Source organism: Hankyongella ginsenosidimutans, assembly GCF_005144965.1.
Classification (GTDB): Bacteria; Pseudomonadota; Alphaproteobacteria; order Sphingomonadales; family Sphingomonadaceae; genus Hankyongella; species Hankyongella ginsenosidimutans.
The window spans coordinates 1,665,837-1,690,402 of record NZ_CP039704.1 but is presented as its reverse complement, the minus strand read 5'-3'; the positions used below and the strand labels follow the sequence as shown (position 1 = coordinate 1,690,402).

The 24,566-nt window shown below is 65.5% G+C and carries 27 protein-coding genes and 5 pseudogenes; 17 read left to right on the top strand and 15 right to left on the bottom strand.

The annotated features are described in order from the left end of the window. The first annotated feature begins 24 nt into the window (after window positions 1-24). Entirely contained in the window at window positions 25-345 is a 321-nt protein-coding gene (locus E6W36_RS09875; RefSeq protein WP_222874453.1) for an alpha/beta fold hydrolase, read from the top strand. Continuing rightward, entirely contained in the window at window positions 342-599 is a 258-nt protein-coding gene (locus E6W36_RS09870; protein WP_222872485.1) for an alpha/beta hydrolase family protein, read from the top strand. Before E6W36_RS09875 ends, E6W36_RS09870 begins: the two co-directional genes overlap by 4 nt. A gap of 19 nt (window positions 600-618) precedes the next feature. Here E6W36_RS09870 and E6W36_RS09865 read toward each other — a convergent pair. Next, window positions 619-1,235, bottom strand: a pseudogene (locus E6W36_RS09865) (DNA-3-methyladenine glycosylase family protein). 186 nt (window positions 1,236-1,421) lie between these two features. On the opposite strand from E6W36_RS09865, the gene E6W36_RS09860 reads away from it, so the two are divergent. Further along, a complete protein-coding gene (locus E6W36_RS09860) occupies window positions 1,422-1,739 on the top strand; it encodes a 2Fe-2S iron-sulfur cluster-binding protein (protein WP_222872484.1) in 318 nt (105 codons plus the stop codon). Window positions 1,740-1,766: 27 nt separating this feature from the next. Here the strand turns inward: E6W36_RS09860 and grxD are convergent, their stop codons facing one another. The 4 genes from grxD to E6W36_RS09840 form a co-directional block, all read right to left on the bottom strand. Then, complete coding sequence (gene grxD, locus E6W36_RS09855; protein WP_222872483.1) at window positions 1,767-2,096, bottom strand: Grx4 family monothiol glutaredoxin; 330 nt, start codon at window positions 2,094-2,096, stop codon at window positions 1,767-1,769. Between the two features lie 70 nt (window positions 2,097-2,166). Continuing rightward, window positions 2,167-2,403, bottom strand: coding sequence for a BolA/IbaG family iron-sulfur metabolism protein (locus E6W36_RS09850; RefSeq protein ID WP_222872482.1), 237 nt, complete (start codon window positions 2,401-2,403; stop codon window positions 2,167-2,169). Between the two features lies 1 nt (window position 2,404). Beyond that, complete coding sequence (locus E6W36_RS09845; RefSeq protein WP_222872481.1) at window positions 2,405-2,728, bottom strand: DUF1476 domain-containing protein; 324 nt, start codon at window positions 2,726-2,728, stop codon at window positions 2,405-2,407. 73 nt (window positions 2,729-2,801) lie between these two features. Continuing rightward, a complete protein-coding gene (locus E6W36_RS09840) occupies window positions 2,802-3,464 on the bottom strand; it encodes an SDR family NAD(P)-dependent oxidoreductase (protein ID WP_246047499.1) in 663 nt (220 codons plus the stop codon). Between the two features lie 193 nt (window positions 3,465-3,657). Between E6W36_RS09840 and E6W36_RS18805 the strand changes: the two genes are divergently transcribed. Genes E6W36_RS18805 through E6W36_RS09830 form a run of 3 tightly spaced genes read left to right on the top strand, consistent with a single transcriptional unit; the run spans window position 3,658 to window position 4,810 of the window. Next, on the top strand, window positions 3,658-4,227 hold the full coding sequence (locus E6W36_RS18805; protein WP_246047497.1) for a hypothetical protein: 570 nt from the start codon (window positions 3,658-3,660) through the stop codon (window positions 4,225-4,227). Beyond that, a complete protein-coding gene (locus tag E6W36_RS23355) occupies window positions 4,122-4,433 on the top strand; it encodes a mechanosensitive ion channel family protein (RefSeq protein WP_425459729.1) in 312 nt (103 codons plus the stop codon). Before E6W36_RS18805 ends, E6W36_RS23355 begins: the two co-directional genes overlap by 106 nt. Then, window positions 4,352-4,810: a mechanosensitive ion channel family protein gene (locus E6W36_RS09830; RefSeq protein ID WP_222872479.1), complete on the top strand. Its 459-nt coding sequence runs from the start codon at window positions 4,352-4,354 to the stop codon at window positions 4,808-4,810. Before E6W36_RS23355 ends, E6W36_RS09830 begins: the two co-directional genes overlap by 82 nt. Before the next feature lie 291 nt (window positions 4,811-5,101). Here the strand turns inward: E6W36_RS09830 and E6W36_RS09825 are convergent, their stop codons facing one another. Next, window positions 5,102-5,758, bottom strand: coding sequence for an MDR family NADP-dependent oxidoreductase (locus tag E6W36_RS09825; RefSeq protein WP_222872478.1), 657 nt, complete (start codon window positions 5,756-5,758; stop codon window positions 5,102-5,104). After that, window positions 5,707-6,039, bottom strand: coding sequence for a hypothetical protein (locus tag E6W36_RS09820; RefSeq protein ID WP_222872477.1), 333 nt, complete (start codon window positions 6,037-6,039; stop codon window positions 5,707-5,709). Before E6W36_RS09820 ends, E6W36_RS09825 begins: the two co-directional genes overlap by 52 nt. A gap of 351 nt (window positions 6,040-6,390) precedes the next feature. On the opposite strand from E6W36_RS09820, the gene sdhC reads away from it, so the two are divergent. The 8 genes and pseudogenes from sdhC (at window position 6,391) to E6W36_RS09780 (ending at window position 15,102) form a co-directional block, all read left to right on the top strand. Beyond that, window positions 6,391-6,780, top strand: coding sequence for a succinate dehydrogenase, cytochrome b556 subunit (sdhC, locus tag E6W36_RS09815; RefSeq protein ID WP_222872476.1), 390 nt, complete (start codon window positions 6,391-6,393; stop codon window positions 6,778-6,780). Window positions 6,781-6,791: 11 nt separating this feature from the next. Beyond that, a complete protein-coding gene (gene sdhD / locus E6W36_RS09810) occupies window positions 6,792-7,181 on the top strand; it encodes a succinate dehydrogenase, hydrophobic membrane anchor protein (protein ID WP_222872475.1) in 390 nt (129 codons plus the stop codon). A gap of 42 nt (window positions 7,182-7,223) precedes the next feature. Continuing rightward, window positions 7,224-9,008: pseudogene (sdhA, locus tag E6W36_RS09805) on the top strand (succinate dehydrogenase flavoprotein subunit). A gap of 381 nt (window positions 9,009-9,389) precedes the next feature. Beyond that, complete coding sequence (locus E6W36_RS09800; RefSeq protein WP_222872474.1) at window positions 9,390-9,779, top strand: BLUF domain-containing protein; 390 nt, start codon at window positions 9,390-9,392, stop codon at window positions 9,777-9,779. Window positions 9,780-9,935: 156 nt separating this feature from the next. Continuing rightward, a pseudogene (gene obgE / locus E6W36_RS09795) lies at window positions 9,936-10,959 on the top strand (GTPase ObgE). A gap of 1 nt (window position 10,960) precedes the next feature. Continuing rightward, window positions 10,961-12,085: pseudogene (gene proB / locus E6W36_RS09790) on the top strand (glutamate 5-kinase). Further along, window positions 12,082-13,340: pseudogene (locus E6W36_RS09785) on the top strand (glutamate-5-semialdehyde dehydrogenase). Before proB ends, E6W36_RS09785 begins: the two co-directional pseudogenes overlap by 4 nt. 64 nt (window positions 13,341-13,404) lie before the next feature. Next, complete coding sequence (locus tag E6W36_RS09780) at window positions 13,405-15,102, top strand: sensor histidine kinase (RefSeq protein WP_222872473.1); 1,698 nt, start codon at window positions 13,405-13,407, stop codon at window positions 15,100-15,102. 130 nt (window positions 15,103-15,232) lie between these two features. Here E6W36_RS09780 and E6W36_RS09775 read toward each other — a convergent pair whose 3' ends face one another. The 5 genes from E6W36_RS09775 to E6W36_RS20660 form a co-directional block, all read right to left on the bottom strand. After that, a complete protein-coding gene (locus E6W36_RS09775) occupies window positions 15,233-16,639 on the bottom strand; it encodes an MATE family efflux transporter (protein ID WP_222872472.1) in 1,407 nt (468 codons plus the stop codon). A 61-nt stretch (window positions 16,640-16,700) separates the two neighbouring features. After that, window positions 16,701-17,567, bottom strand: a complete 867-nt coding sequence (locus E6W36_RS09770) for an SDR family oxidoreductase (protein ID WP_222872471.1) — start codon at window positions 17,565-17,567, stop codon at window positions 16,701-16,703. 15 nt (window positions 17,568-17,582) lie between these two features. Next, the gene (locus tag E6W36_RS09765; protein WP_342776639.1) at window positions 17,583-18,266 is read right to left on the bottom strand and encodes an enoyl-CoA hydratase-related protein; all 684 of its coding nucleotides are present in this window, start codon (window positions 18,264-18,266) and stop codon (window positions 17,583-17,585) included. 85 nt (window positions 18,267-18,351) lie between these two features. Beyond that, complete coding sequence (locus tag E6W36_RS20665) at window positions 18,352-19,302, bottom strand: AMP-binding protein (protein ID WP_281277285.1); 951 nt, start codon at window positions 19,300-19,302, stop codon at window positions 18,352-18,354. A gap of 4 nt (window positions 19,303-19,306) precedes the next feature. Further along, window positions 19,307-20,035 (bottom strand): AMP-binding protein, encoded by a 729-nt coding sequence (locus E6W36_RS20660; protein WP_281277284.1) that lies wholly within the window; start codon window positions 20,033-20,035, stop codon window positions 19,307-19,309. Between the two features lie 290 nt (window positions 20,036-20,325). On the opposite strand from E6W36_RS20660, the gene E6W36_RS09755 reads away from it, so the two are divergent. Next, window positions 20,326-20,481 (top strand): hypothetical protein, encoded by a 156-nt coding sequence (locus E6W36_RS09755; RefSeq protein WP_222872470.1) that lies wholly within the window; start codon window positions 20,326-20,328, stop codon window positions 20,479-20,481. Between the two features lie 202 nt (window positions 20,482-20,683). Here the strand turns inward: E6W36_RS09755 and E6W36_RS09750 are convergent, their stop codons facing one another. The 3 genes from E6W36_RS09750 to E6W36_RS18790 form a co-directional block, all read right to left on the bottom strand. Further along, window positions 20,684-21,274 (bottom strand): MBL fold metallo-hydrolase, encoded by a 591-nt coding sequence (locus E6W36_RS09750; protein WP_222872469.1) that lies wholly within the window; start codon window positions 21,272-21,274, stop codon window positions 20,684-20,686. A 259-nt stretch (window positions 21,275-21,533) separates the two neighbouring features. Then, on the bottom strand, window positions 21,534-21,800 hold the full coding sequence (locus tag E6W36_RS18795) for a PaaI family thioesterase (RefSeq protein WP_246047495.1): 267 nt from the start codon (window positions 21,798-21,800) through the stop codon (window positions 21,534-21,536). A 52-nt stretch (window positions 21,801-21,852) separates the two neighbouring features. Next, window positions 21,853-22,023, bottom strand: a complete 171-nt coding sequence (locus tag E6W36_RS18790) for a hypothetical protein (protein ID WP_246047493.1) — start codon at window positions 22,021-22,023, stop codon at window positions 21,853-21,855. Window positions 22,024-22,120: 97 nt separating this feature from the next. Between E6W36_RS18790 and E6W36_RS09740 the strand changes: the two genes are divergently transcribed. Both E6W36_RS09740 and E6W36_RS09735 read left to right on the top strand, forming a co-directional pair. Further along, window positions 22,121-22,660 carry a MerR family transcriptional regulator gene (locus tag E6W36_RS09740; protein WP_342776638.1) on the top strand — a complete coding sequence of 180 codons (540 nt, stop codon included), beginning with the start codon at window positions 22,121-22,123 and terminating at the stop codon, window positions 22,658-22,660. Window positions 22,661-22,720: 60 nt separating this feature from the next. Next, window positions 22,721-24,514 carry an acyl-CoA dehydrogenase C-terminal domain-containing protein gene (locus tag E6W36_RS09735; RefSeq protein ID WP_222872468.1) on the top strand — a complete coding sequence of 598 codons (1,794 nt, stop codon included), beginning with the start codon at window positions 22,721-22,723 and terminating at the stop codon, window positions 24,512-24,514. The last annotated feature ends 52 nt before the right edge of the window (window positions 24,515-24,566 follow it).

The window sequence follows — 24,566 nt, the reverse complement described above, 5'->3', positions numbered from 1 at the left end:
GCTGCATACACCGCCCGGCTTTGAATACATCTCGGTCGACCGCCCGGGCTTCGGCGACAGCGGACCCGAAAAGCGGTCACCTCGCTTGTCGACCAGGCGTCTGCGCTCGTCCCGCTGCTGGTGGAGCGCAACGGTGCCTGGCCGATATTGGTCGGGCATTCGCTTGGCGGCCCGATCGTCGCACAGGTCGCCGCCGATTATCCCGATAAGGTGGGCGGATTGCTGATTGCCGCCGGCTCGCTCGACCCGTCGCTGGAGCGGATTCAAACGATTCAGTGGGTCGGCACCTGGTGGCCGTTCCGGTCGATTCTCCCCGTGCGCTCCGCAACGCCAATTATGAGTTGATTGCGCTGAAAACGCACCTGGAGGCGCTTGAGCCGAAGCTCGGCGCGATCCGCTGCCCGATCTACATCGTCCACGGCACGAAAGACCCGCTCGTGCCCTACTCCAACATGGCGTTCATGCAGGCGCGCTTTACAGCGGCCCCGGTCGAAACCGTGACCATTCCTGACGAGAATCACTTCCTGCCGTGGAACCGCCAGAAGGAGCTGACGGAGACGATCGGCAAGCTGGAAGCTTTGCCCCCGACGCACTGCTGATGACGGCGGTGCGCAGGCCTCAAAGCGGCGCGGTGTTGGCGTAATAGTGCCAGAGAAAGATCGCCATGGCCCCGCGATGCGGGCGCCAGCGTGCGCCGATGTCCCGCAGGGCCTTCTCCGACGGCCGCGCCTCCAGCCGCAGCAGGCGGCGCGTGGCTTCCTGCAACGCCAGATCGCCCGCCGGCAGGATGTCGGCGCGCCCTTCGGCGAACAGCAGATAGACTTCCGCGCTCCAGCGCCCGAACCCTTGACCGCGCCGATCGCGGCAACCGCCGCCTCATCGTCCGCCGGCAGGGCGTCAAGCGCCAGTTGGCCGGTCGCAACCGCCTCGGCAAGGGCGCGCGCATAGGCGATTTTCGGCCGGCTGAGGCCACAGCCGCGCAGGCTGTCGTCGTCCTGCGCCAACAGCGCCTGCGGATCATCGAGCGGGATCAGCGCCGCCAGCCGCCCGTGAATGGCGGCGGCCGCCTTCACCGAAAGCTGCTGCGCCACCACCGCACGCAGCAGCGCTGCGTAGCCGCGCGCGGCGATGCGCGGCGCGGGCGTGCCGACAGCCTCCAGGGCGACCCGCACGACCGGATCATCCCCGGCGACGGCGCGCAGGCTCGATTCCAGATGTTCCGCACTTAGTCCCATCCGCACTCCTCAACAGGTCGTGGGTTATCTTAAAAATCCGCTCGTGGTGAGCTGGACGAACCACGAGCCGCCCCTTCGTCCAGCTCAGGGTGCGCGGTAAAATCTCAAAATGGTCCACAACTCCTCAGCACCTTGCATTGCAGACTTCGCAAGCTAGAAGAAAGCAAGAGAACTGTGGGGCTTACAATGGCAAAGATACACGTAACCAACAGAGACGGCGAAGAAACCGAGATCGAGGCCGAAGTCGGCCTGTCGGTGATGGAGATCATCCGCGACAACGGCTTCGACGAGTTGCTGGCGCTGTGCGGCGGCTCATGCTCCTGCGCGACCTGCCACGTCTATGTCGACGACGAATGGCTGGGCAAGCTCGACTCGATGGAGGCCGACGAGAACGAACTGCTCGAGACCAGCGACCATCGCGAGGCGAATTCGCGCCTGTCCTGCCAGATCGAAATGCATGACGGACTCGACGGCCTGCGCGTCACCATCGCGCCCGGCGACTGACGCGCCAAAGCGCCTCGCCTGCCGCGATCAGACGGCGGCGAGGCCCTTGTCGCGCAGGAGCTGCTCCAGCTCGCCCGACTGCGCCATTTCCATCATGATATCGGAGCCGCCGACGAACTCGCCCTTGATGTAGAGCTGCGGGATGGTCGGCCAGCTCGAATAATCCTTGATGCCCTGGCGCAGTTCGGCGTCCTGCAGCACATCGAAGCTGGCGAATTCCACGCCAAAATGCTCGAGTATCGATACCGCGCGGGCGGAGAAACCGCACTGCGGGAAAAGATGCGTGCCCTTCATGAACAGCACGACATCGTTGGCGGTGACGGTCTCCCGGATGCGCTCGGCGATCGGCAGGGTCATGGGGTCTCCTGAATAGCTGACATGCGCTCCCAAATGGGGGCGCACGGCGGAATGTGAAGAGGCTATACGATCAGACGTCCGGCGTCACGGTGGTCAGCGCCAGCGCATGCAGCTCCGCCCCCATGCGCGGCCCGAGCGCCGCATAGACCATCTGGTGCTGGCGCACGCGCGGCAGACCCGCGAACGCCGCCGAGGTGACCTTTGCGGTCAGGTGATCGTTATCCTCGCCGAAACGGCCCATCTCGACCGCGGCATCGGGGATCGCCGCCTTGATCAGCGCTGCGACCTCGCGCGGGTCCATCGCCATGTCAGAGGCTTTCCATGAACTGGCGGCGGGCCTCGACCATCTTCTCGTCCATGGCACGCCGCACTTCCGCCTCGCTGATCTCGACGCCGCGCGCAGCCAGATCGCCGTGCACCTTGCGCAAGACATCCTCGTCGCCCGCCTCCTCGAAATCGGCGGCGATCACGCTCTTGGCGTAACTGTCCGCTTCCGCAGGCGTCAGCTTCAGCAGCTCCGCCGCCCAGATGCCAAGCAGCTTGTTACGGCGCGCCGTCACCTTGAACACCAGCTCTGCGTCGTGCGCGAATTTGTCTTCGAAAGCCTTTTCCCGCGAATCGAACGTGGTCATGGGAGAATCCTAGTTAGTGCCTTTATCGACGACATAGTGCCCTGCACAGGCGGGATCAACAAGGTGTCGACCTTCAGCGCACATAGCTGGCGCCGTTTGCGTCCAGGGTTGCGCCCGTCAAAGACGCCGGCGCCTCGCCGGCCAGATAGGCGACCAGCCCGCCAATCTCCTCCGGTGTCGCCATGCGCCCCAGCGGGATGTCCTGCGTCGCGTAGGCCTCGCCGTAGGCGTCGACCCAATCCTGCGCCATGTCCGTGCGCGTGAAGCCCGGCGCGACGCTGAACGCGAGCACACCCTGCCGGGCGTAGCCGCGCGCGACTGACTTGGTGAGCGCTGCCAGCGCCGCCTTGGACGCGGCATAGTGCATGTAGTCCGGTGCGTCGCCCCGGTGCGCGGCGCGGCTGGTCACATTCACGATCCGGCCGCCACCATTGCCGAGGAAGTGCGGCACCGCCGCCTTCACCAGATCGGCGGGTGCCAGCAGGTTCACCTGCATCACCGTCTGCCAGTCCACCGCCCAGTCCTGCCATTCGGCCTCGACGCCGCTCTGGCGCATGGTGGCTGCATTGTTGATCAGCACGTCGATACGCCCGCCGGCAACGCCGAGCGCGCGATCCCACAGGCTGCGGGCGGCGAGCGGCTGGGACAGATCGGCCTGTGCGAGCCCGCCGTTGCCGCCGGCGTCTTCCAGCGTCGCCTGCGCGGCTGCCTGTGCGCCGTTGTAATGCACGATCACCCGCGCCCCGCGACTGGCGACCGCCAGGACAATGGCACGGCCGATCCCCGGGAACCGCCTGTGATGAGAACCGTTTTGTCCTTTAGCGCCAACATGGTGCCCCCGCTGCGGTTGCCGGCCCAAGCCCGCGGACCTATCTAGGGCGCTGGCGCTGGCGGAGGCAACCGCCGAAATCGACAGATGAGGTTCCGCAATGGCGCAAACGCCCAAATTTCCGCCGCCCGAGGCGCTGCCGATCGACAGCTGGCGCGACTGGCTGTCGGAAACGGTCGCCCGCCTCGCTGCGCTGTCGCCGGAACAACTGATCGTCAACACGATCGTCTGCGTACTGATTTTTGTGGCGCTGGGCATCGCGCGCAAGCTGATCCTGCGCAGGAAACCGGATCAGTCGACCGTCTCCTTCCCGCGCCGGGCGGCCGTCGTCCTTGCCTGGGTTGTTGCGACTCTCGCCGTCCTGGTCATCTGGGGATTTCGGGTCGATCGCTGGCTGACGAACCCCGGCGTGATCATGACCCATGCGCTACGGGTATCGCTGATCCTGCTGCTGGCGAGCCTTGCGTGGACCGGCGTGCCGCGCGTGGTGCGCTTCCTGTTCATTCCCGGCAGCGGCGGCGGATCGAGCCGCCTGCGAACGGTCATCCCCGTGGCGTTCGGCACATTGCGGGTGATGATCGCCAGCCTGGTCGTGCTGCTGATCCTGGCCGAAGTCGGCCTCGACATCACCCGCTGCTGGCGGGCGCCGGGATCGTCGGCCTGGCGGTAGGCTTTGGCGCGCAGACCCTGGTCAAGGACTTCCTCACGGGTCTGATGATCCTGCTCGAGAATTCCATGGACCTCGGCGACGTCGTGAAGATCGGCAGCCACGTCGGCACCGTCGAGAGCATGGGGTGCGCACGGTCCGGCTGCGCGATCTGGAAGGCACGCAGCACATCGTCCCGTACAGCGAGATCGCCGCCATCGAGAATATGACCCGCGGTTATTCCTATGCGGTATTCGATATCGGCGTCGCCTACGACAGCAACCTCGATCTGGTCTTCCGCGCCATCACCGAAACCGGCGCCAGGCTGCAGGAAGGCACGGCTTTGGCCCACAAGATCCTGGAGCCGATCGCCATCCTCGGTGTCGACCAGTTCGGCGACAATGCGGTCGTCATCAAAGCGCGCATCAAGACCGCCCCGCAAGCGAAGTGGGAAATCGCGCGCGCCTACAATCGGCTTCTCAAGGAGCGCTTCGACGCCGACGGCATCGAGATTCCCTATCCACAGCGCACCTTGCACGTGAAGGGGCAGCGCCTGGAGCGCTCTCCGCCCTGCTCGGCGACGAGGGGTGAAGACAGCGCTCGCTAGCAGGCTGCTGAAAAGCGGAATAATACAGCCTCATTTCGTCATTCCGGCCTTCTAGACCATGATTCACGCCCTCGGTTGAAGCACATATGCTTCAACCTCAACCGATCAGGCTCTGACGGGGATAAACTCCGCCCGGAATCCATGGTCGCATATATACACAACGAATATAAGGTGTTAGCCATGGACCCGGCTTTCGCCGAGGTGACGGCTGTGGGTTTGGAGTGCGGGAAACCACTTCTTCAGCGGCCTGCTAGACCATGATTCACGCCATCGGTTGCAGCAATCATGCTGCTAGACCTCCAGCACCAGCTTGGCGGTGTTGCGGCCGTCGAACAGCATGGCCAGCACTTCCGGAAAGCGTGCCAGCCCCTTCTCGATGTGCTCGGCAAGCGTGAGTTTGCCGTCGCGGTACTGGGCCGTAAGCGCCGCCTCCGCCTCTGCGTAGCGTGCCGCGTAATCGAAGATGACGAAGCCCTGCATGCGCGCACTGTAGACGAGCAGGTTGAGGTAGTTGCGCGGTCCTTTCATGTGCGCCATGTCGTTGTAGTCGCCGATCGCGCCGCAGATGCCGATGCGCGCGCCCTTGCGCAGGTTGGCCAGCGCCGCCTCCAGCGTCTCGCCGCCGACATTGTCGAAGTAGATGTCGATGCCGTCCGGCGCGAGGTCGCGGACGCGCCGCGCCACCTGCTCGGACTTGTAATCGATGCAGGCGTCAAAGCCATAAGTCTCGACCACATGCCGGCATTTCTCCGGCCCGCCGGCGACGCCAATCACCTTTGAACCGCGCGCCTTGGCCAACTGGCCGACGACCGAGCCGACGGCACCGTTGGCGGCTGAAACCAGCACGATATCGCCCTCCCGATGGGCGCACACGTCCAGAAGCCCGAAGTAGGCGGTCATGCCGGGCATGCCCAGCCCGCCAAGCCAGCGTGCAGGCGGGGCCAACACGGGTCGATCTTGCTCAGCCCCTTGGCCGGGACCGCGCAGTGCGACTGCACGCCAAACGCGCCGCGCACCCAGTCGCCAGCCGCAAAGCCCGGCGCGCGCGACTCAACGACCTCGCCGACAGCAAGCGCGCGCATGACGTCGCCCAGTTGCACCGGCGGGATGTAGGACTTACCCTCGTTCATCCAGCCGCGCATCGCCGGGTCGATCGAGATGAAGTAGACGGCGACCAGAACCTCCCCTCGCCGGGCGTGGGAAGCGGCGCTTCGCGCAGGGTGAAGCATTCAGGTCCGGGCAGGCCGACCGGGCGCTGCGCGAGGCAAACGGCGATACTGTTCATGAAAATCCTCCCCAAATTCGACAAACAATGCCCGAGCGCCGGAACGCGCACAAGCTTGGGTGGTGGATCATTCTGAAAAACCGCTCGTGGTGAGCCAGGACGAACCACGAGCCGCTCACCCTTCGTCCAGCTCAGGGTGAGCGGCAGAATTTCAAAATGACCCGCCACCCGCCTGCGACCACGTCGCGCAGTGTCAAATAGTCGGATTGCGGTCACATTTGCGAAAACTTGGCTTCCAAGTCCGCGCTTTCGTTTCTAATGTCGCGCGAACATATGTCAGTCTCTTGAGGAACCCATGGCAGAGACCCGCGCCCGTCCGCTCTCCCCGCACCTTCAGGTCTACGAATGGCGGCCGAATATGGCTGTCTCGATCCTGCACCGCGCCACCGGCCTCGGCATGGCGCTGGTGGGCGGCATCGTGCTGGTCTGGTGGTTGAGCGCGGCGGCATCGGGCGAAGGCGCTTACGGGCACTTCCTTGGACTCATCGGCTCGCCGCTTGGCCTGCTGGTGCTGATCGGCCTGACCTGGGGCTTTTTCCAGCACCTGTGCTCGGGGCTGCGGCACCTGTTCATGGACACGGGTGCCGGCTACGATCCGGCGTTCAGCCGCAAGACCGCCGCTTTCACTTTCGTCGCCTCGACCGTACTGACGCTTGCGGTCTGGGTTTACGTTCTGGCCTTTTGAGGGGTTTGACCATGGCAATGCGCTCGGAACTGGGCAAGGTCCGCGGCCTCGGTGCCGCCAAAGGTGGTACGCACCACTGGTGGATGCAGCGGATCACCGCCATCGCCAACGTCCCGCTCGGCCTGTGGCTGATCGTGTCGCTGGCGCTCGGCGTCGCGGGCGATCACTTCGCCTTCACCACCTGGGTGTCGCAGCCGCTGGTCGCGGTGCTGCTGATCCTGTTCTCGGTCAACATCTTCTACCACATCGCGCTGGGTGCCCAGGTCGCGGTGGAGGATTATCTGCACGCGCCCGGTGCCAAGCTGACCCTGCTGGTCGCCATCAACCTCGCCTGCGTCGCCTGCGCCGTCGCCTGCATCTTCGCGGTCGCCAAGCTCGCGCTCGGCGCGCCCGGTTTCTAACGCTACGCGCGGGCACCGCCCGCTCTTGAGGAGCCTTTCGGCATGAACACCGCCTATCCGATCACCGACCACACCTACGATGCCGTCGTCGTCGGCGCCGGCGGCTCCGGCTTGCGCGCGGCCATGGGCATCGCGGAATCGGGTTTGAAGACCGCCTGCATCACCAAGGTGTTCCCGACACGCAGCCACACGGTCGCGGCCCAGGGCGGCATCGCCGCCTCGCTCGGCAACATGGGGCCGGACCACTGGACCTGGCACATGTACGATACGGTCAAGGGTTCCGACTGGCTCGGCGACCAGGACGCGATCGAGTATCTCTGCCGCGAGGCACCGGCGGCGGTTTACGAGCTGGAGCATTTCGGCGTGCCGTTCAGCCGCACCGAGGATGGCCGGATCTATCAGCGCGCGTTCGGCGGCATGACCCAGAACATGGGTGCCGGGCCCGCCGCGCAGCGCACCTGCGCTGCAGCCGACCGCACCGGCCACGCCATGCTACACGCGCTCTACCAGCAGAGCCTCAAGTACGCGACCGACTTCTATATCGAATATTTCGCCATCGACCTGATCATGGAGAACGGGCCTGCCGCGGCGTCATCGCCATGAACATGGAAGACGGCACGATCCACCGCTTCCGCGCCCATGCCGTGGTGCTGGCGACCGGCGGCTACGGCCGTGCCTACTTCTCCGCGACCTCGGCGCACACCTGCACCGGCGACGGCGGCGGCATGGCCCTGCGCGCCGGCATCCCGATGCAGGATATGGAGTTCGTCCAGTTCCACCCGACCGGCATCTACGGCGCGGGTGTGCTGATCACCGAGGGCGCGCGCGGCGAAGGCGGCTACCTGACCAATTCGACCGGCGAACGCTTCATGGAGCGTTATGCGCCGTCGGCCAGGATCTCGCCAGCCGCGACGTGGTGGCGCGCGCCATGGCGCAGGAAATCCGCGAAGGCCGGGGCGTCGGCAAGGAAGCCGATCACATCCACCTGCACCTCAACCACATCGACCCCGCGGTGCTCGCCGAGCGCCTGCCCGGCATCACCGAGACAGCGAAGATCTTCGCCGGCGTCGACCTGCGCAAGGACCCGATCCCGGTCGTGCCGACCGTCCACTACAACATGGGCGGCATTCCGACCAACTATCACGGCGAGGTCGTCACCCTGAAGGACGGCGACCCGGATACCGTGGTCCCCGGCCTGTTCGCGGTCGGAGAAGCCGCCTGCGTCTCCGTGCACGGCGCGAACCGGCTTGGCTCGAACAGCCTCATCGACCTCGTGGTGTTCGGCCGTGCGACCGGCCACCGCATCAACGCGCTGTACCGGCCGGATATGAAACAGCGCCGCTGCCCGCCGACTCCGCCGATATGGCGCTGACCCGGCTCGACCGCTTCCGCTACGCCAAGGGCGACGCCCCGACCGCACAGGTGCGTCTGGCCATGCAGCGGACCATGCAGGCCAACTGCGGCGTGTTCCGCACCACCGAAGTGCTGGACGAAGGCAAGCGCAAGATCGACGCCGTCTACCAGTCGATGGCCGACATCGGCATCACCGACCGCGGGCTGGTCTGGAACACCGACCTGATCGAGACGCTGGAACTCGACAACATGATCGGCCAGGCCGTCTCGACCGTCTACTCAGCCAGCAACCGCCAGGAAAGCCGCGGCGCCCACATGCATGAGGACCATGCAAAGCGGGACGACGAAACCTGGATGAAACACACGATCACATGGTTCAAGGATGGTGCTGTCACCCTCGACTACCGCCCGGTCCACACCTACACGCTCTCGAGCGATGTGGAGTACATCAAGCCGAAAGCGCGCGTTTACTGATCCGACTGAGCCTGGGCGGCGGGCTTAGGGACTGCCCTGTTTCGATTGTAGCGCCGTCGTCATCGCGAGGCAGCAAAGCTGAGCCTGTCCCGGCGAAAGCCGGGATGGCGATCCATTGAAACACAGGTGTTCCTGGATTGCCTCGGCGTAAACGCCTTGCAATGACGATCCCGTCCGAAACGAACAGACTCTAGTAGCGATTGTTTCGTCGAGCACAGAGCGAACGAACTTCACCAAGGTTGTTATTGAAATCGCAACGACTCGCGCATAGGCTGAACATCGGAGCAACAGATGGACCGGCGCGGGCCGCGTTGCCGCCCCGGACGGCTATCCGCCAGGGGCGACCCACGGGCGCACACCGGGCTCCGACGGAGACCCGCCATGCCTCTCGCCCGCATGATCTGCGCGTCGCAGACCAAATTTCCGGTTGGCCAGGCCAACGACAAGACCATATTCCGCGCGATCCACGACGAGTCGGCGAGGCACTACGCTGAGCGCCAGATTACCGGCGCGCTGTTGTTCGACTGGGATAACTTCCTGCAAATCCTCGAAGGCGACCGCGCGCGCCTGACCGATGCCTTCCTGTTCATGGCGCGCGACCCCGGCAGCAGCGCATTGTTCTGCTCGATTTCTCGCGGATTGACGAACGCGAGTTCGGCCGCTGGCAGATGCTGCTGCGCGACGACAGCCCGGAAACGGCGGCCCTGCTGCTGCGCTACAGCCCAACCGCGCACTGGAAGCCGGAGGCGATGCCGCCCACGGCTGCGCTGAAGTTCGCGCAGGCCCTGGTTCAGGCACGCGAAAGCCAGGCGGAACCGCCGCTGCGCGCCGCGCACGCCGCGCACGCCGCCTGAACATGGCCGGAATGTTTGACTCGACCGCTTTTTCGCATATGCACACTTGCGATTTGAAAGGCCGTCGGCGTCCATGCAGTTTCTCGACCAGTGCAAAATCTATCTCGCGTCCGGCCAGGGCGGGGACGGCTGCGTCTCGTTCCGGCGCGAAAAGTTCGTCGAATACGGCGGCCCAGACGGCGGCGACGGCGGACGCGGCGGGCATATCATCTTCGAGTGCGTGGCCGGGCTGAACACGCTCATCGATTTCCGCTACCAGCAGCACTTCAAGGCCGGGCGCGGCCATCACGGCCAGGGCTCCAACCGCACTGGCGGTTCTGGCGATGACATCGTCATCAAGGTGCCGGCCGGCACACAGATCCTCGCCGAGGACCGCGAGACCGTGATCGCCGACCTGACCCGGCCGGGCCAAAGGCTGCAACTTCTGCGCGGCGGGGACGGCGGCAGGGGCAACGCCACCTACGCCACATCGACCAACCGCGCGCCGCGCAAGTTCACCAAGGGCTATCCCGGCGAGGAGCTGTGGGTGTGGCTGCGCCTGAAGCTGATCGCCGACGCCGGACTGCTGGGCTTTCCCAATGCCGGCAAGTCGACCTTCATCAACGCGGTCACCAACGCCAACGCCAAGGTCGGCGCCTATCCGTTCACGACCCTGAAACCGCAACTGGGCGTGGTCGAGCACAAGGGCGTCGATTTCGTGCTGGCCGATATCCCGGGCCTTATCGAGGGGCGGCCGAAGGCGTCGGCATCGGCGATCGCTTCCTCGGCCACATCGAGCGCTGCCGCGTGCTGGTGCACCTGATCGACGTGACGGTCGACAGCCCGACCCGCGCTTACCGCACGGTTCGACACGAGCTGCGGGAATATGGCGGCGGGCTTGAGGATAAGCTGGAGATCGTCGCGCTCAGCAAGTGCGACCTGGTCGAGCCGGCGGTCGCCAAGCGCCGGCAGGGGCACTCGCGCGCGCGATCGGCAAGCCGGTACACCAGGTCTCGGCGGCAGCGCACCAGGGTTTGACGCCCATTCTGGATGCGCTGATCGAAGTGATCGCGCAAGGACGTCCGGCGGCCGATACCGCCGACTGGTCGCCGGTCTAGCATGGACGCGCGGCTGTTCGATCCGGATGTCTGCCCGCGCCTGGTGGTCAAGATCGGCTCGTCCCTGCTGGTGGCGCCGGACGGGCGGGTCCGGCGGGAATGGCTGGCCGGCCTGCTGGCGGAACTGGTCGAACGCCGCACCGCCGGGCAGCAGGTGCTCATCGTGTCGTCCGGCGCGGTGGCGCTGGCGCGCGGCGGCTGAAATTTCCCAAGGGCGGACGGGCAAGCCTCGAGGATGCGCAGGCGGCAGCCGCCGTCGGCCAGATCGAACTCGCGCAGACCTACGCCGACCTGCTGGCCCAGCACGACGTCCAGGCGGCGCAATTGCTGCTGACGCTGGACGACCTTGAGGATCGCCGCCGCTACCTGAACGTGACCGCGACCGTCGGGCGTCTCCTGGAGGCTGGCGCGATGCCGGTCATCAACGAGAACGACAGCGTGGCGACTGCGGAAATTCGCTTCGGCGATAACGATCGGCTGGCCGCACGCGTCGGTCAGGCCGTCGAGGCATCCGGGGTGATCCTGTTCTCCGACATCGACGGTTTCTACACCGCCGATCCGCGCCACGACCCCACGGCGACGCGGCTGGCGGCGGTGGCGGCGATCACGCCCGAGATCGAGGCGCAGGCGGGCGGCGCGGGCGCATCCGGCATGGGGTCGGGCGGTATGGCGGCCAAGCTGAAGGCGGCGCGCATCGCCATCGGCGGCGGCTGCCACCTCGCCATCGCCACCGGTCACGTCGAACGGCCACTTGTGCATTTCCGTGCGGGCGGCACCGGTACTGTCTTCGTCGCCACGGGCACGCCGCTTGCCGCGCGCAAGCGCTGGCTGGCCGGGCGCATCACGGTTGCCGGCGCGCTGACCGTCGACGATGGCGCGGTGCGCGCCCTGCGGGAGGGGCGCAGCCTGTTGGCGGCTGGCGTCACCGCCTGCACCGGGGCCTTTGCGCGCGGCGATGTGCTGGATGTGCGCAGCGCCGACGGCACATTGATCGCACGCGGCCTGGCCAGCTACGATGCGGACGAAGTCCAGCGCATCCGCGGCTGCAAAGCGCTGACATCGCCGCCCTGCTGGGCTATGCCCCCGGGCTGCCGTCATCCACCGCGATTCCCTGGTGCTGTTATGACCCCTGACGCCTTGATCCAGGATATGGGCCTGCGTGCCCGCGCTGCTGCGCAAGCGCTCGCCCTGGCGACGCCGGAGCAGAAATCCCGCGCGCTGGATGCGGCCGCCGCGGCGGTGCTGTCCGCCGAGGAAACGATCCTCGCCGCCAATGCGCAGGACATGGCGCAAGCGCAAGCACGCGGCCTCTCAGGGCGATGCTCGACCGCCTTCAGCTCGACCCCAAGCGCCTGGCCGGCATTGCCCAGGGCCTGCGGGATGTCGCCGCCCTGCCCGACCCGGTCGGCACCGTGCTGGCTGAATGGACGCGTCCCAACGGCCTGCGCTTCCAGCGCGTGCGGGTGCCGCTCGGTGTGATCGCGGTGATCTACGAGAGCCGCCCGAACGTGACCGCCGACGCCGGTGCGCTCGCCTTGAAGGCCGGCAATGCGGTGATCCTGCGCGGTGGCAGCGAATCCGTGCAGTCCTCAGCCGCACTGCACGCCTGCCTTGTCGCGGGGCTGCGCGCTGTCGATCTACCGGCGGATGCCATTCAACTGGTGCCGACCGTTGACCGTGCCGCTGTCGGTGCGCTGCTCGCGGCGCAGGGACTGATCGATGTGGTGGTGCCGCGCGGCGGCAAGTCGCTGGTCGAGCGGGTGCAGACGGAAGCGCGCGTGCCGGTGTTCGCGCACCTGGAAGGTATCTGCCACACTTACATCGACGCCGGCGCGGACCGGGACATGGCGGTCACAGTGACCCTGAACGCCAAGCTGCGCCGAACCGGCGTCTGTGGCGCGACGGAGACCGTGCTGATCGACCGCGCAGGCGCTGGCCATCTGGCGACGCCAGTGCTGACCGCCCTGCTGGACGCCGGCTGCACCGTACGCGCAACGCCGGAGCTGGCGGCGCTGGACCCTCGCATAGCCCTGGCCAACGACCTCGACTGGTCGACCGAATATCTTGATGCGATCGTCTCCGCGACCCTGGTTGACGGGGTTGACGGCGCGATAGGCCACATCAACCGTTACGGCTCGCATCACACGGACGCCATCGTCACGCAGGACACCGCTGCAGCCGAGCGATTTCTCGCCCAGGTCGACTCGGCGATCGTGCTGGTCAACGCCTCGACCCAGTTCGCGGACGGCGGAGAATTCGGCTTCGGTGCGGAGATCGGCATTGCGACCGGGCGTATGCACGCGCGCGGCCCGGTGGGCGTCGAACAGCTCACCACCTACAAATATCTCGTACGCGGCAGCGGGCAGACCCGCCCGGCATAAGCAAGCCGAAGGTGATTAACACCGGTTAACCATCCCTTAAAGGTTTGGCACTACCTCGGAACTCATGGTGCAGATTCTGGCGCATACGCGAGATTTCATCCGGTGGCTCACCGCCCCGCTGCAAATCCAGTATCACGATGCGTCGCAGCCCTCGATCATGCTGGCCAGCGCCTATATCGTCTACAATCGCGTCAATTTCGGCATCACCTCCGTTGCCGCCGTCGCCATTCTTGCCACGTTCTGGGGCTGGGTGCCTGAGCCCATCCTCTGCGGCTGGGTCGGCTGTCTGCTGGTGCTGACGGCGCTCAGGGCGCGCAATCTCTGGATCATCAGCCGCGTCGGCGTGACCGCGCGCGCAGCCGAGCGTGTCCTGCGGCAAGCGTCGTTATGGCTGACGGCCGCCGGTCTCGTGTGGGGCGCAAGCATCGCCGCGTTCTGGTGGCTCGATCCGCAACGCCAGATGATCATGACGATGACCGTGGCCGCCGCCGCCAGCGGCGCCTGGGTCATCTTGTCGCCAGTGCAGACGGCGATGCGCCTGTTCACCATCTGCGCGCTGACGCCTTATGCGGTTTACTATGCGCTTGCCCCGGGCGGCGTCGGCTTGCCGTTTGCGACCTTCATTGTGCTGCTGGCGGGCGGCATGTCGCTTGCCTCCCGCATCGTCTATCGCTCGCTACTGTCCAGTTACCGATCGCAGGAGACGGCGCAGAACGCCAATCGGCGGTTCCTGACGGCTCAGAACGAGTGGGCGGAGCTGAGCGGCGCGGCCGAAGCCTTCGCACTGTTCGACGAAGAGGGCGGCCTGCTGCTCTGGAACGATGCCTACAGCACCTTGCTCGGCCTGTCGCGCAGCGCGCTCAGCCGGGGCATGACAGCGCGGGAAATTGGTGCTGTCGCCATGGTGCGCAATCTGCCGGAAATGCAGATCCTGACCGACGACCGGGAGGCGCTGGAGTCCTTCGCGGTCACCATCGCAGAGTTGCAACTGGGCAGGAGCTGGCTGCGCAGCACGGTCCGCCGCCTGTCGAACGGCCACGTCGCCGTCAGCCATGTCGACGTCACCAGCCTGAAGCTGCGCGAGGCGGAGCTGCTGGCGCTGCAACTCGATCTGGAGGCCGCCAGGGTCGGCGCCGAGGAAGCCAGTCAGGCCAAATCCCGCTTTCTCGCCAACATCAGCCATGAGTTACGCACGCCGCTCAACGCCGTCATCGGCTTTTCGGATCTGCTGGTGCAGGACGCCGAGCGCACGGGCGACAAAGCGGAAAAGCAGCGCGATTACGCCCGCCTGATCCTCTACAGCGGCCACCATCTGCTGAGCCTGGTCGACGACATGCTGGACCTGGCGCGCATCGAGTCCGGCAAGGTCAGCGTCGACCTGCACGCCATCGATATCTGCGAGCTGGTGAAGACCGCCAGCCACATCGCCATGGGCCGCCAGATCGGCACGCACCGTCGCATCGTGCTGACCGGCATCGAGACACCGCACAGCGTCTACGCCGACCCGCGCCTGTTGCGGCAGGCCCTCATCAACATCGTCGGCAACGCGATCAAGTTCTCGGACGTCGACGACCCTATCGAGATCGCGGTGAGCAAGTCCGGGCCACAAATCGTGGTGACGATCGTCGATCACGGCATCGGCATTCCGGAAGACATGCTCGAGGAAGTGCTGAAGCCGTTCGCGCAGGTCGAATCCTCGGAGACCCGCCGCTACGGCGGCGTCGGCCTGGCCTGCCGCTGGCCAAGCAGTTCCTGGAGATGATGGGCGGCACCCTGACATTGAGCAGCACCCTGCAGGTCGGCACGACGGTCACACTCGCGGTGCCAGCCGCGGTGCTGGACGCTGGCGCGGCGCGGCGTTCGGCCTGACCTCCCCTGGGGCAACCCAGACTCTACGGCCCAGCTTTTGCGCGCGCCGCCAGCCGCGCGGCGACAATCCGAAAGCGCCAGGCCATGGCCAGCGCGGTGAACAGCATGCCGATCCCGAACGCCAGCGCCAGCCCAACCCCGCCCATGCCGAACCCGACCACAAGGACGGTGGCCGCCGCCAGCGCAACCCCGAGATAGCCCACGATCTGCAAGACGGAGGCCACGACCTCGTCGCCAGCCGAGCGCAAGGACAACATGAGCACGAAGGCGACGCCATCGAACAGCATGAACGGCGTGAACGCGCGCAACTGCGCGATCGCTGCAGCCGCCGTCGCGGCATCCGGGTTGAACGGACGGATCGCCAGCGACAGGTTCGGGTATAGCACCGCCACCAGAAGCGCCATGGTCAGCACGCTGAGTGCGCTCGCCAGCCAGCAGCGCAGCCCGATTTCGCGCCATTGCTGCGCGCCGTACGCGTTGCCGACCCGGACCGACGCCGCCGTCGCCAGGCTGATGCCGATGATCAGCACGATCAGATGCAGCGAAAGCAGGATCTGGAAGCCAGCCGCCACGGCCGCGCCGAAACGCCCGGCCCAGACCGCCAGCGTATTAAGCCCCAGCAGGTCGAGCATGGTGGCCAGACCCGGCGCAAAGCCAAACCGGCGCAAAGCCCGGCCTTCACGCCACGCGCGTCGCCACCCGCGATCGAGCACGCCGTAACGTTCCGCATCCGGCATCCAGCGCAGATAGCCGAGCTCGACCAGCGTCGTCAGCGTCACGGCGAGCGCCGTCGCCAGCGCCGCACCCGTCGCGCCGAGCGCCGGCGCACCCAGATTGCCGTATATGAACACCCAGTTCAGAAAGACATTGAGCGGTAGCGCCGAGGTGGTGATGATCATGCCCGGCTTCGGTCGGCCGATCCCCTGCAGGAAGAAGTAGGCCGCCGAACCGACGAGCGTCGGGATGTAGCCAAGCGAGATCGCCGCACTGAAGGCCACCCCGCCATCCACCAGATCCGGCGCGAGGCCGGCCAACTGGAGAACCGGGCGCGCCAGCAGCAGGATGAGCGCCGTCAGCGCCGCGCCGAGCGCCAGCGCATAGAGCAGCCCCTGGCGCATGATGTCGCCACACCGACGGGGATCGCCGGCTCCGACCGCACGCGCGGCAAACACGGAGATCCCCGCCATCAGGCCGATGCCGGAGATGATCGCCACCCAGTTCAGCGCCCGACCCATGCCGAGATAGGCGAGTTCCTGCGTGCTCGCCTGCCCGACCATCACCGTATCGATGACGTTCAGGCCCATGCGGCTGGCCTGCGCGATCATCATCGGCCAGGCGAGCTTCAGCAGGGTCGCCGTCTCGGCGCGCAGACGGCGCAGAAGCGGTGCCCCAGGCGCGGGATCGGCCTCGGGAAGGGTCAGGTGCGACATGATGGCGGCTCGTGGTTGGGCGCTTTCGCTACCACGTTCACCGCCGGGAAGGCAAAGCCGCTTATCCCACCGGCAGGAGGCTTATCCCCGGTGGCGGCGGCATATCGTCCGGCACGAAGAAATCCGGCAACAGCGGCTGGCTCGGATCGACCCGGTAACGGTCGAAATCGGTGACGCCCTTGCCCGTAAGATAAGTGTCGTCGATCAGGAAATTGCCGGTGAAACTGGCCGACGGCTCGTGGAAAATCTCGTAGGCCGCATCCGCCAGAATATCGGCGGTGCGGCTTTTGCGCATGCCTTCGTCGCCGAGCAGCGCAAACTTGACTGCGGCTGTTGCAATCGTGGTGCGCGGCCACAAGGCGTTGAAGGCAATTTTGTCCTTCAGGAACTCCGCCGACATGCCCAGCACGCACAACGACATGCCGAACTTGGCCATGGTGTAGGCGACATGGGGTGCGAACCACTTGGCCTTCATGTCGAGCGGCGGCGACAGCATCAGCACATGCGGGTTCTGCGCCTTGCGCAGGTGCGGCACACAGGCCTTGGAGACCAGGAAGGTGCCACGGGTATTAACCTGGTGCATCAGGTCGTAGCGCTTCATTTCGGTCGCCTCGGTCGGCGAAAGGCTGATCGCCGACGCGTTGTTGACGCAGATGTCGATGCCGCCGAAGGTCTCGACGGTCGTCGCAACCGCTTGCAGAACCGACTCCTCGTCGCGCACATCGACGATCAGCGGCAGGGCCTTGCCGCCGGCCGCCTCGATCTCCTCGGCCGCCGAATAGACGGTACCGGGCAGATGCTTGTGCGGCTCGGCGGTCTTGGCGGCGATCGCGACGTTGGCGCCGTCGCGCGCCGCGCGCAGTGCAATCGCCAGGCCGATGCCGCGACTGGCGCCGGTGATGAACAGAGTTTTGCCAGCGAGACTCATGATTTTCCTCTCCCCTTATGCGAATTTCGAGAAATCGGGCGCGCGGCGCTGCAGGAACGCCGCGAAAGCTTCCTGCGCCTCCGGCGAACGCAGGCGGGCCATGAATTGCGCGCCTTCTGCATCCATGATGCGGGCGTAGCTTTCCGCGTCGCGCATCAGCCGCTTGGTGATGCGCAGCGCCTCCGGTGGCCGCTGCGCCAGCGCCTTGGCGCCGGCGAGCGCTGTCTCGAGGAGGCGGTCGGCGGGGACAGCCGTATTGGCGAGGCCGAGCCGCGCCGCCTCCAGCCCGCTCAGCTTCTCGCCGAGCGCGAACATGGCGTAAGCCCGGGCATGACCGATCCGCGCCGGCATCAGCAGGCTGGACGCCGCCTCCGGCACCAGCGCCAGATTGATGAAGGGCGTTGAGAGCTGCGCATCCTCCGCCACAAAGACCAGATCGCAATGCAGCAGCAATGTCGTGCCGATCCCGACGGCAGCGCCATGGACAGCAGCGACCAGCGGCTTTTCCGCATGAGCCAGCGCCTTCAGCACGCGGGTGACCGGCATGGCGGCAAAGTCCACCGCGGCCGTTGCAACACTTGCAAAGTCCATGATGTCGTTACCGGCGGAAAAGCAATCACCCTCGGCCCGGAACAACACGACGCGAACCGTGGGGTCCGTGGCGGCCGAGTCCAGGGCATCGGCGATCGCCGCATACATGGCGTTGGTCAGTGCGTTCTTTTCTCCGGGCGCTGCAGCACGATATGCAGGACGCCATCCTCAAGGCGGGCTGCGATATGTTCGGTCATGCCAATTGCTCCTTCCGCGTCGATGCCGTGTGTTCTTCGGCGACCAGCTCCTTCTTGGAGAGCTTCCCGATCATGGTCTTGGGCAAGGCATCGCGCAGCTCGATGCTCGCCGGCTGCTCGTGCTTGCCGATACGGGTCCTGAGATAAGCCTTCAGGTCGTCCGCCGTGACATGGCCCTTGGCGTCATCGTTCAGCACCACGAACGCCTTGGGGCGCTGGCCGAGATATTCGTCCGGAATGCCGATGACCGTCGCCTCGCGCACGCTGCCGTGCGCATACAGCGCTTCCTCGATCATGCGTGGGAACACCTTGAAGCCGCCGACGGTGATCATGTCCTTCAGCCGGTCGACGATGAACAGATACCCGTCTTCATCAAGGTAACCGAGATCGCCGGTCTGGAGGTAGCCATGCCCGAGCACGGCGGCGGTCGCCTCCGGCCGATGCCAATAGCCGCGCATGACCTGTGGCCCGCGCAGGCAGATTTCGCCGACTTCGCCCTGCGGCAGGATGCGGGCCGGATCGTCCTTGTCGACGATCAGCACCTGCGTGCCCGGCACCGGCAGACCGACCGAGCCTGCCTTGTTAACACCATGGACCGGGTTCACCGAGGCGATGCTTGTGCTCTCGGTCAGGCCATAGCCTTCGACGATGATGCCGCCGCTCGTCTGCTCGAACTTCTTCTTGAGTTCGACCGCCATCGGCGCGCCGCCGGAGATCGACACCCGCACCGATTTCATGGCGGCCAGCGCCTCTGCATCCGCACCGAGCATCGCCTGGAACATCGTCGGCACGCCTGGCATCAGCGTGATGCGATGGCGTTTAATCGCCTTCAGCGCCGGTTTCAGTTCGAATTTGGGCAGGATGGCGATCAACCCGCCGCACATCGTCATGCCGTTCAGCACGGTGATGTTGGCGAAGATATGGAAGAACGGCAGCGCGCCCAGCATGCGCTCAACCCCGAAGGCCAGCCCGCCCTGGCGCCGATCGCCTGCTGCGTCGCCATGCTGACGTTGGCGTGGGTGAGCATCGCCCCTTCGGCACGCCCGTCGTGCCGCCGGTGTATTGCAGCAACGCCAGATCCTCAGTCGGGTCAACCGGACGGCGCTCGTAAGAACCCGTGTGGCGCAGCAGACGGCGTGCCGGGATACGGCGCTCGCAGGGCTTGACCCGGGCCACGAGCTGGCGCTTGGCGACGCGGAATGCCCAGCGCGCGGCGACGGGCAAGGCGTCGGCGAAACTACAGACGATCAGCGCCTTGAGGCGGCTTGCCTCCAGCACGGCGTTGATCGTGTCGTAGAGCGCGGCAAGATCGAGGCAGACCATGAAATCGGTCTGACTGTCCTCGACCTGGTGGATCAGCTCGGGCGTGGAATAGAGCGGCGAGAAGTTGACGACGGTGCCGCCAGCCTTGAGCACGGCATAGTAAAATATGACATATTGCGGGCAGTTCGGCAGGAACAGGCCGACCCGGTCGCCCTTGTCGAGGCCCATGGCCTGCAGCGCCGCGGCCACTCGATCCGCCTGCGCATTGATTTCGCCGTAGGTGTAGATGCGGCCGAGAAAATCGAGATAAGATTGTTGCGGCGCGCGCTTGGCGGCCTGCTCCAGGAGAGCCTGAACCGGCATCGGACGGGCTTCCTCCGGCCGGCCGACATTCGTCTTTGCGCTTTCGTTCGTCATGTCCTTCTCCCAAGGCGTGCGTTCTGGTGCGCACGTGTGGTCCGACTTCGACATTTGCATCCCGCGCCCGCACGCTCGTGTGCAAATACCCGAGTCGGATTACTTGCAATTCTTTGTTTCTCATGGAGTTTTGAATTCGACATTTGATGCCACGCCCGCCGCAAAGGGGATCAAATGCCAAATCCGCTCCACGAGCTCGAATTCTTATTCGCACGTCAGCCTGCGAACAGGTCAACCTCCCGGCCGTCGCGGATTTCGGTTGTCCGGTCCAAGCGCCCCTGGCGCACGAGATGATTGATGTGCGCGAAGGCTTCCCGCTGCCCATCATGATGTCGTTGTCGGTGAGCACACGGCCGAACAAGGCCGGGAAGCACTCGACGGCGGTGCGCGGCGCCTCCCGGCAGAAGGCCGCGACCCGCGCCAACTTGTCGGCATGGTCTGCCTGAAGCTGGCGCACGCGTGCATGCAGACCCTGGAACGGCTCATTGTGCGAAGGCAGCACGAGCAGCGAGTCGGGCAGTGCCAGCAAGTCCTCCAGGCTGTCCAGCCAATCCCCAGCGGATCCTCGTGCGGCTCCATGGGATAGACGGAAACATTCGAGGTGATGCGCGGCAGCACCTGATCGCCGGAAATCAGAATCCCCGTTCATCACTGACCAGACAGCAGTGTTCCGGCGCGTGGCCGCGCCCGACGTGGATCCGCCACGCCGCCCCGCCGATCCGGTGCACCTGCCCATGCTGCAGTCGAGTGTAGCCGACGGGGAGTGGCGTCACCGCCCGCGCAAACAGACCCCACCCCGCTTGGCGAAGCGGTCGATGGAGTCCGACGGCCAGCCGGCGCGCGCATAGAAGGCCTGCACCCCTCCGGCGGTGCCGGAAGCGCGCCCAGCATCAGAAAGGACGCCATCAGGTAATCGGTGCGGGACATCAGCAGCGGCGCACCGGTCTCCCCTGCAAGCCAGCCGGCAAGGCCGATATGATCCGGGTGGTAGTGGGTTACGAAGATTCGCGAGACAGGCTTGCCGGCGATCAGTGGGCCGCTGAGCACCGCCCGCCAGACCTCATGACAGCCGGGCACGCCGAGGCCGGTATCGACGACAACCCAGGAATCTCCATCCTCGAGCAGCCAGAGATTGATGTGGTCGAGCGCGAACGGCAGCGGCATGCGCAGCCAGAAAACGCCAGGCGCAATCTCGTGCGGCGACTGCGGCTCCGGCTTCCAGCGCCCGAGCGGATACATCAATCCGCGGAATTCGCTCGGGGCGGCGGCATCCGCTGGACCCGGGGCGCAACCTCAGGCTGGGTGAGGGACTGGTCGGTCACAGACGGTCTCCTTACCCGAAAGCTATCTTACGTTGACGTAAACGTAAAGCGCGATATCGGGTCGTGTCTCAGTTTGAACATCCGCGCGTGGCGAGCTTGGACGAACCACGAGCCGCTCAGCCCTTCGACCAGCTCAGGGTGAGCGGGGAGGTTTCAAACTGAGGCACGACCCGCGATCACGCAGCAGCCTTCGGTGGGAAGACCAGCAAAGTCGACGTGCCATGGCCGACGACCCGTCCGCGCGCGTCCGTGGCGACCGCGTCGGCCGTCACGATTGTGCGCCCTGCGGTGACGACCCGCCCGACGCAGCGGATGCGCCCCGAGTCGGGAAAGAGCGGGCGGCTGAAGTTCGCCTTGGTTTCAATGCTGGTGTAGCCAACCCCGGCCGGCAAGGTTGTATGGCAAGCGCAGCCGCAGGCGCTGTCGATCAGGGTCAGCAGCATGCCGCCATGGACGGCGCCGAGGGGATTGAGCAGCTCCGCAGTCGGCTCGCCTTCAAAATCGCCACCCCTCGCCGACCTCGGCCAGCCAGAAGTTCAAGGTACGGGCCATGGTCGGCGCCGGCAGGCGTTTCTCGATCATCGCCTGCATCAGCTCCAGCCCGGACATGCTTGCCAGCTGCGCCGGCTCGATAGGTCCAAACGTCACATTTTCCAGCATGGTCACCCTTTCCTCGATCCCTTCTGCACCAGAATGATACGTAGTGTCTCAGTTTGAAATTCTGCCGCTCACCCTGAGCTTGGACAGAAGGGGTGAGCGGCTCGTGGTTCTGACCGAGCTCACCACGAGCGGATTTTTCAAACTGAGGCACTACCGAATGATAGACCAACTTGACGTTTACGTAAACGGCAGGCATGCTGCCCACATGAAGCGAGAGATTCGGTTGATGTTCGAGCCTGATGCGAGCCATGTGCCCGCCGATGCGCGTTTTACCATTACCGAGCTCGCCGAGCAGTTCGGCATCACCACGCGTACGATCCGCTACTATGAGGACGAGGGGATGATCTCGCCGGAGCGGCAGGGTCAGAATCGCATCTACTGCAAGCGGGACTATGCGCGTCTGCGCTGGATTCTACGTGGCAAGCGCACAGGCTTTTCACTGTCCGAGATCCGGGAGATGCTCGACCTTTACGATCTCGGGGACGGGCGTGAGCGCCAGCGCGAGGTGACTCTCAGCCATTGCCGCGCCAAGCTGCAGGCATTGAAAGAACAGCGGGCGGATATAGATTTCCTGATTGAGGAGCTTGAGCATTTCTGCGTCATGCTCAATCACAAGGTTAATTCAAGGCAGCCTGTAGGCTGAAAAACAAATCGAGGCGGAACGGAAGCTTAATATCCAACCGCCTGTATGTGGGAGAGGAGCATGCCGGTTTACGCCGCACCCGTTAAGGACGCGAGTTTCGTCCTGTTCGATATGATCAACATCGAGAAATACGCCAACCTGCCCGGCTTCGCGGACGCGTCGCCGGATCTGGTGCGCAGCGTGCTCGATGAGGCCGCCAAGTTCGTTGAAGGCGTGTTGCAGCCATTGAACCGCACCGGCGACATCGTCGGCTGCGTGCGCAATGCCGATGCGACCGTCACCACGCCTCCGGGCTTCAAGGATGCCTATGACAAGTTCTGCGAAGGCGGCTGGGGCACCTTGTCGGCCGATCCGGAATACGGCGGCCAGGGCCTGCCGCACATGCTGGCCTCGGTGTTCGAAGAGTTCGCGATTTCCGCGAACATGTCCTTCTCGCTCTATCCCTTCCTGACCCAGGGCGCGGTCGCGGCGATGATGGCGGTTGGCTCGGACGAGCAGAAGCGCAAATACATTCCCAACATGGTCTCCGGCCGCTGGACAGGGACCATGAACCTGACTGAGCCGCACTGCGGCACCGACCTCGGCCTGCTGCGCACCCGCGCCGAACCGCAGGAGGACGGCACCTACAAGATCACCGGCACCAAGATCTTCATCTCGGCCGGCGAACATGATCTGGCGGAAAACATCATCCACCTCGTGCTGGCGAAGCGCGCCGGCGCGCCGGACAATGTGAAGGGCATCTCGCTGTTCATCGTGCCGAAGGTGCTGGTGAACGAAGACGGATCGCTCGGCGCCCGCAACGCCGTCTCCTGCGGCTCGATCGAGCACAAGATGGGCCTGCACGGCAACGCCACCTGCGTGATGAATTACGACGGTGCGACCGGCTACCTGATCGGCGAGGCGGAAAAGGGCCTGAACGCCATGTTCATCATGATGAACGCAGCGCGCCTCGGCGTCGGGCTGCAGGGCCTCGGCGTTTCGGAAGTCGCCTACCAGAACGCGGTCGCCTATGCGAAGGACCGGGTGCAGGGCAAGGCGATCGACCGCTCGACCCCGGCCGATGTCCGCGCCGATCCGATCATCGTGCACCCCGACGTGCGTCGCATGCTGATGGACATGCGCTGCTTCAACGAAGGCGCGCGCGCGCTGACATTGTGGGGCGCGCTGCAGGTCGACCTGGCGCACAGGGCGGCAACCGAAGAAGAGCGCCAGAAGGCGGACGACCTCATCAGCCTGCTGACCCCGGTCATCAAGGGCGTCCTGACCGACAAGGGCTATGAAAACGCGACCTGGGCGCAGCAGTGCCTCGGCGGCCATGGCTATGTCGAGGAATGGGGCATGTCGCAGTTTGTGCGCGACGCGCGCATTGCCCAGATTTACGAAGGCACCAACGGCGTGCAGGCGATGGATCTGGTCGGCCGCAAGCTGCCCAAGGACGGCGGCAAGCTGATCCGCGGCTACTTCGAGACCCTGCAGGGCTTCCTCGCCGAGGCCAAGGCGGACGCGCGCCTGAAAGACTTCGTCGGCCCGCTGGAAAAGGGCCTTGGCGATCTTCAGGGCGCGACGATGTGGCTGATGCAGAACGCGTTCGCAAACCCGAACAACGCCGGCGCCGCAGCCTATGCCTACATGAACCTGCTCGGCCTGGTGTCGCTTGGCCATATGTGGACCTGGATGGCGCAGAGCGCCTACGCCAAGCTCGACCAAGGCGCCGAGGACAAGGCGTTCTATGAAACCAAGCTGCTGACCGGCCGCTACTACATGAACCGCCACATGCCGGACACCCACGGCTGGCGCGCGAAGGTGGAAGCCGGCGCCGAGCTGATGATGGCGATGCCCGCCGACGCCTTCTGACGAACCAGCGCACCGACTCTGCCACCGTGAAGATCATGCCGCCGCGATAGAA

What these genes read in the sequence shown, in the direction of transcription:
- sdhC (WP_222872476.1), top strand. Translation starts at nt 6,391, where the DNA reads ATGGCAGAGACCCGCGCCCGTCCGCTCTCCCCGCACCTTCAGGTCTAC.
- E6W36_RS18805 (WP_246047497.1), top strand. Translation starts at nt 3,658, where the DNA reads ATGGCGCAAACGCCCAAATTTCCGCCGCCCGAGGCGCTGCCGATCGAC.
- E6W36_RS09800 (WP_222872474.1), top strand. Translation starts at nt 9,390, where the DNA reads ATGCCTCTCGCCCGCATGATCTGCGCGTCGCAGACCAAATTTCCGGTT.
- E6W36_RS09755 (WP_222872470.1), top strand. Translation starts at nt 20,326, where the DNA reads ATGATTGATGTGCGCGAAGGCTTCCCGCTGCCCATCATGATGTCGTTG.
- sdhD (WP_222872475.1), top strand. Translation starts at nt 6,792, where the DNA reads ATGGCAATGCGCTCGGAACTGGGCAAGGTCCGCGGCCTCGGTGCCGCC.
- E6W36_RS09775 (WP_222872472.1), bottom strand. Translation starts at nt 16,639, where the DNA reads ATGTCGCACCTGACCCTTCCCGAGGCCGATCCCGCGCCTGGGGCACCG.
- E6W36_RS09770 (WP_222872471.1), bottom strand. Translation starts at nt 17,567, where the DNA reads ATGAGTCTCGCTGGCAAAACTCTGTTCATCACCGGCGCCAGTCGCGGC.
- E6W36_RS20665 (WP_281277285.1), bottom strand. Translation starts at nt 19,302, where the DNA reads ATGCTGGGCGCGCTGCCGTTCTTCCATATCTTCGCCAACATCACCGTG.
- E6W36_RS09820 (WP_222872477.1), bottom strand. Translation starts at nt 6,039, where the DNA reads ATGCTTCACCCTGCGCGAAGCGCCGCTTCCCACGCCCGGCGAGGGGAG.
- E6W36_RS20660 (WP_281277284.1), bottom strand. Translation starts at nt 20,035, where the DNA reads ATGACGAACGAAAGCGCAAAGACGAATGTCGGCCGGCCGGAGGAAGCC.
- grxD (WP_222872483.1), bottom strand. Translation starts at nt 2,096, where the DNA reads ATGACCCTGCCGATCGCCGAGCGCATCCGGGAGACCGTCACCGCCAAC.
- E6W36_RS18795 (WP_246047495.1), bottom strand. Translation starts at nt 21,800, where the DNA reads ATGCTGCTGACCCTGATCGACAGCGCCTGCGGCTGCGCTTGCCATACA.
- E6W36_RS09860 (WP_222872484.1), top strand. Translation starts at nt 1,422, where the DNA reads ATGGCAAAGATACACGTAACCAACAGAGACGGCGAAGAAACCGAGATC.
- E6W36_RS09735 (WP_222872468.1), top strand. Translation starts at nt 22,721, where the DNA reads ATGCCGGTTTACGCCGCACCCGTTAAGGACGCGAGTTTCGTCCTGTTC.
- E6W36_RS09750 (WP_222872469.1), bottom strand. Translation starts at nt 21,274, where the DNA reads ATGTATCCGCTCGGGCGCTGGAAGCCGGAGCCGCAGTCGCCGCACGAG.
- E6W36_RS09765 (WP_342776639.1), bottom strand. Translation starts at nt 18,266, where the DNA reads ATGTATGCGGCGATCGCCGATGCCCTGGACTCGGCCGCCACGGACCCC.
- E6W36_RS09850 (WP_222872482.1), bottom strand. Translation starts at nt 2,403, where the DNA reads ATGGCGATGGACCCGCGCGAGGTCGCAGCGCTGATCAAGGCGGCGATC.
- E6W36_RS09780 (WP_222872473.1), top strand. Translation starts at nt 13,405, where the DNA reads ATGGTGCAGATTCTGGCGCATACGCGAGATTTCATCCGGTGGCTCACC.
- E6W36_RS09845 (WP_222872481.1), bottom strand. Translation starts at nt 2,728, where the DNA reads ATGACCACGTTCGATTCGCGGGAAAAGGCTTTCGAAGACAAATTCGCG.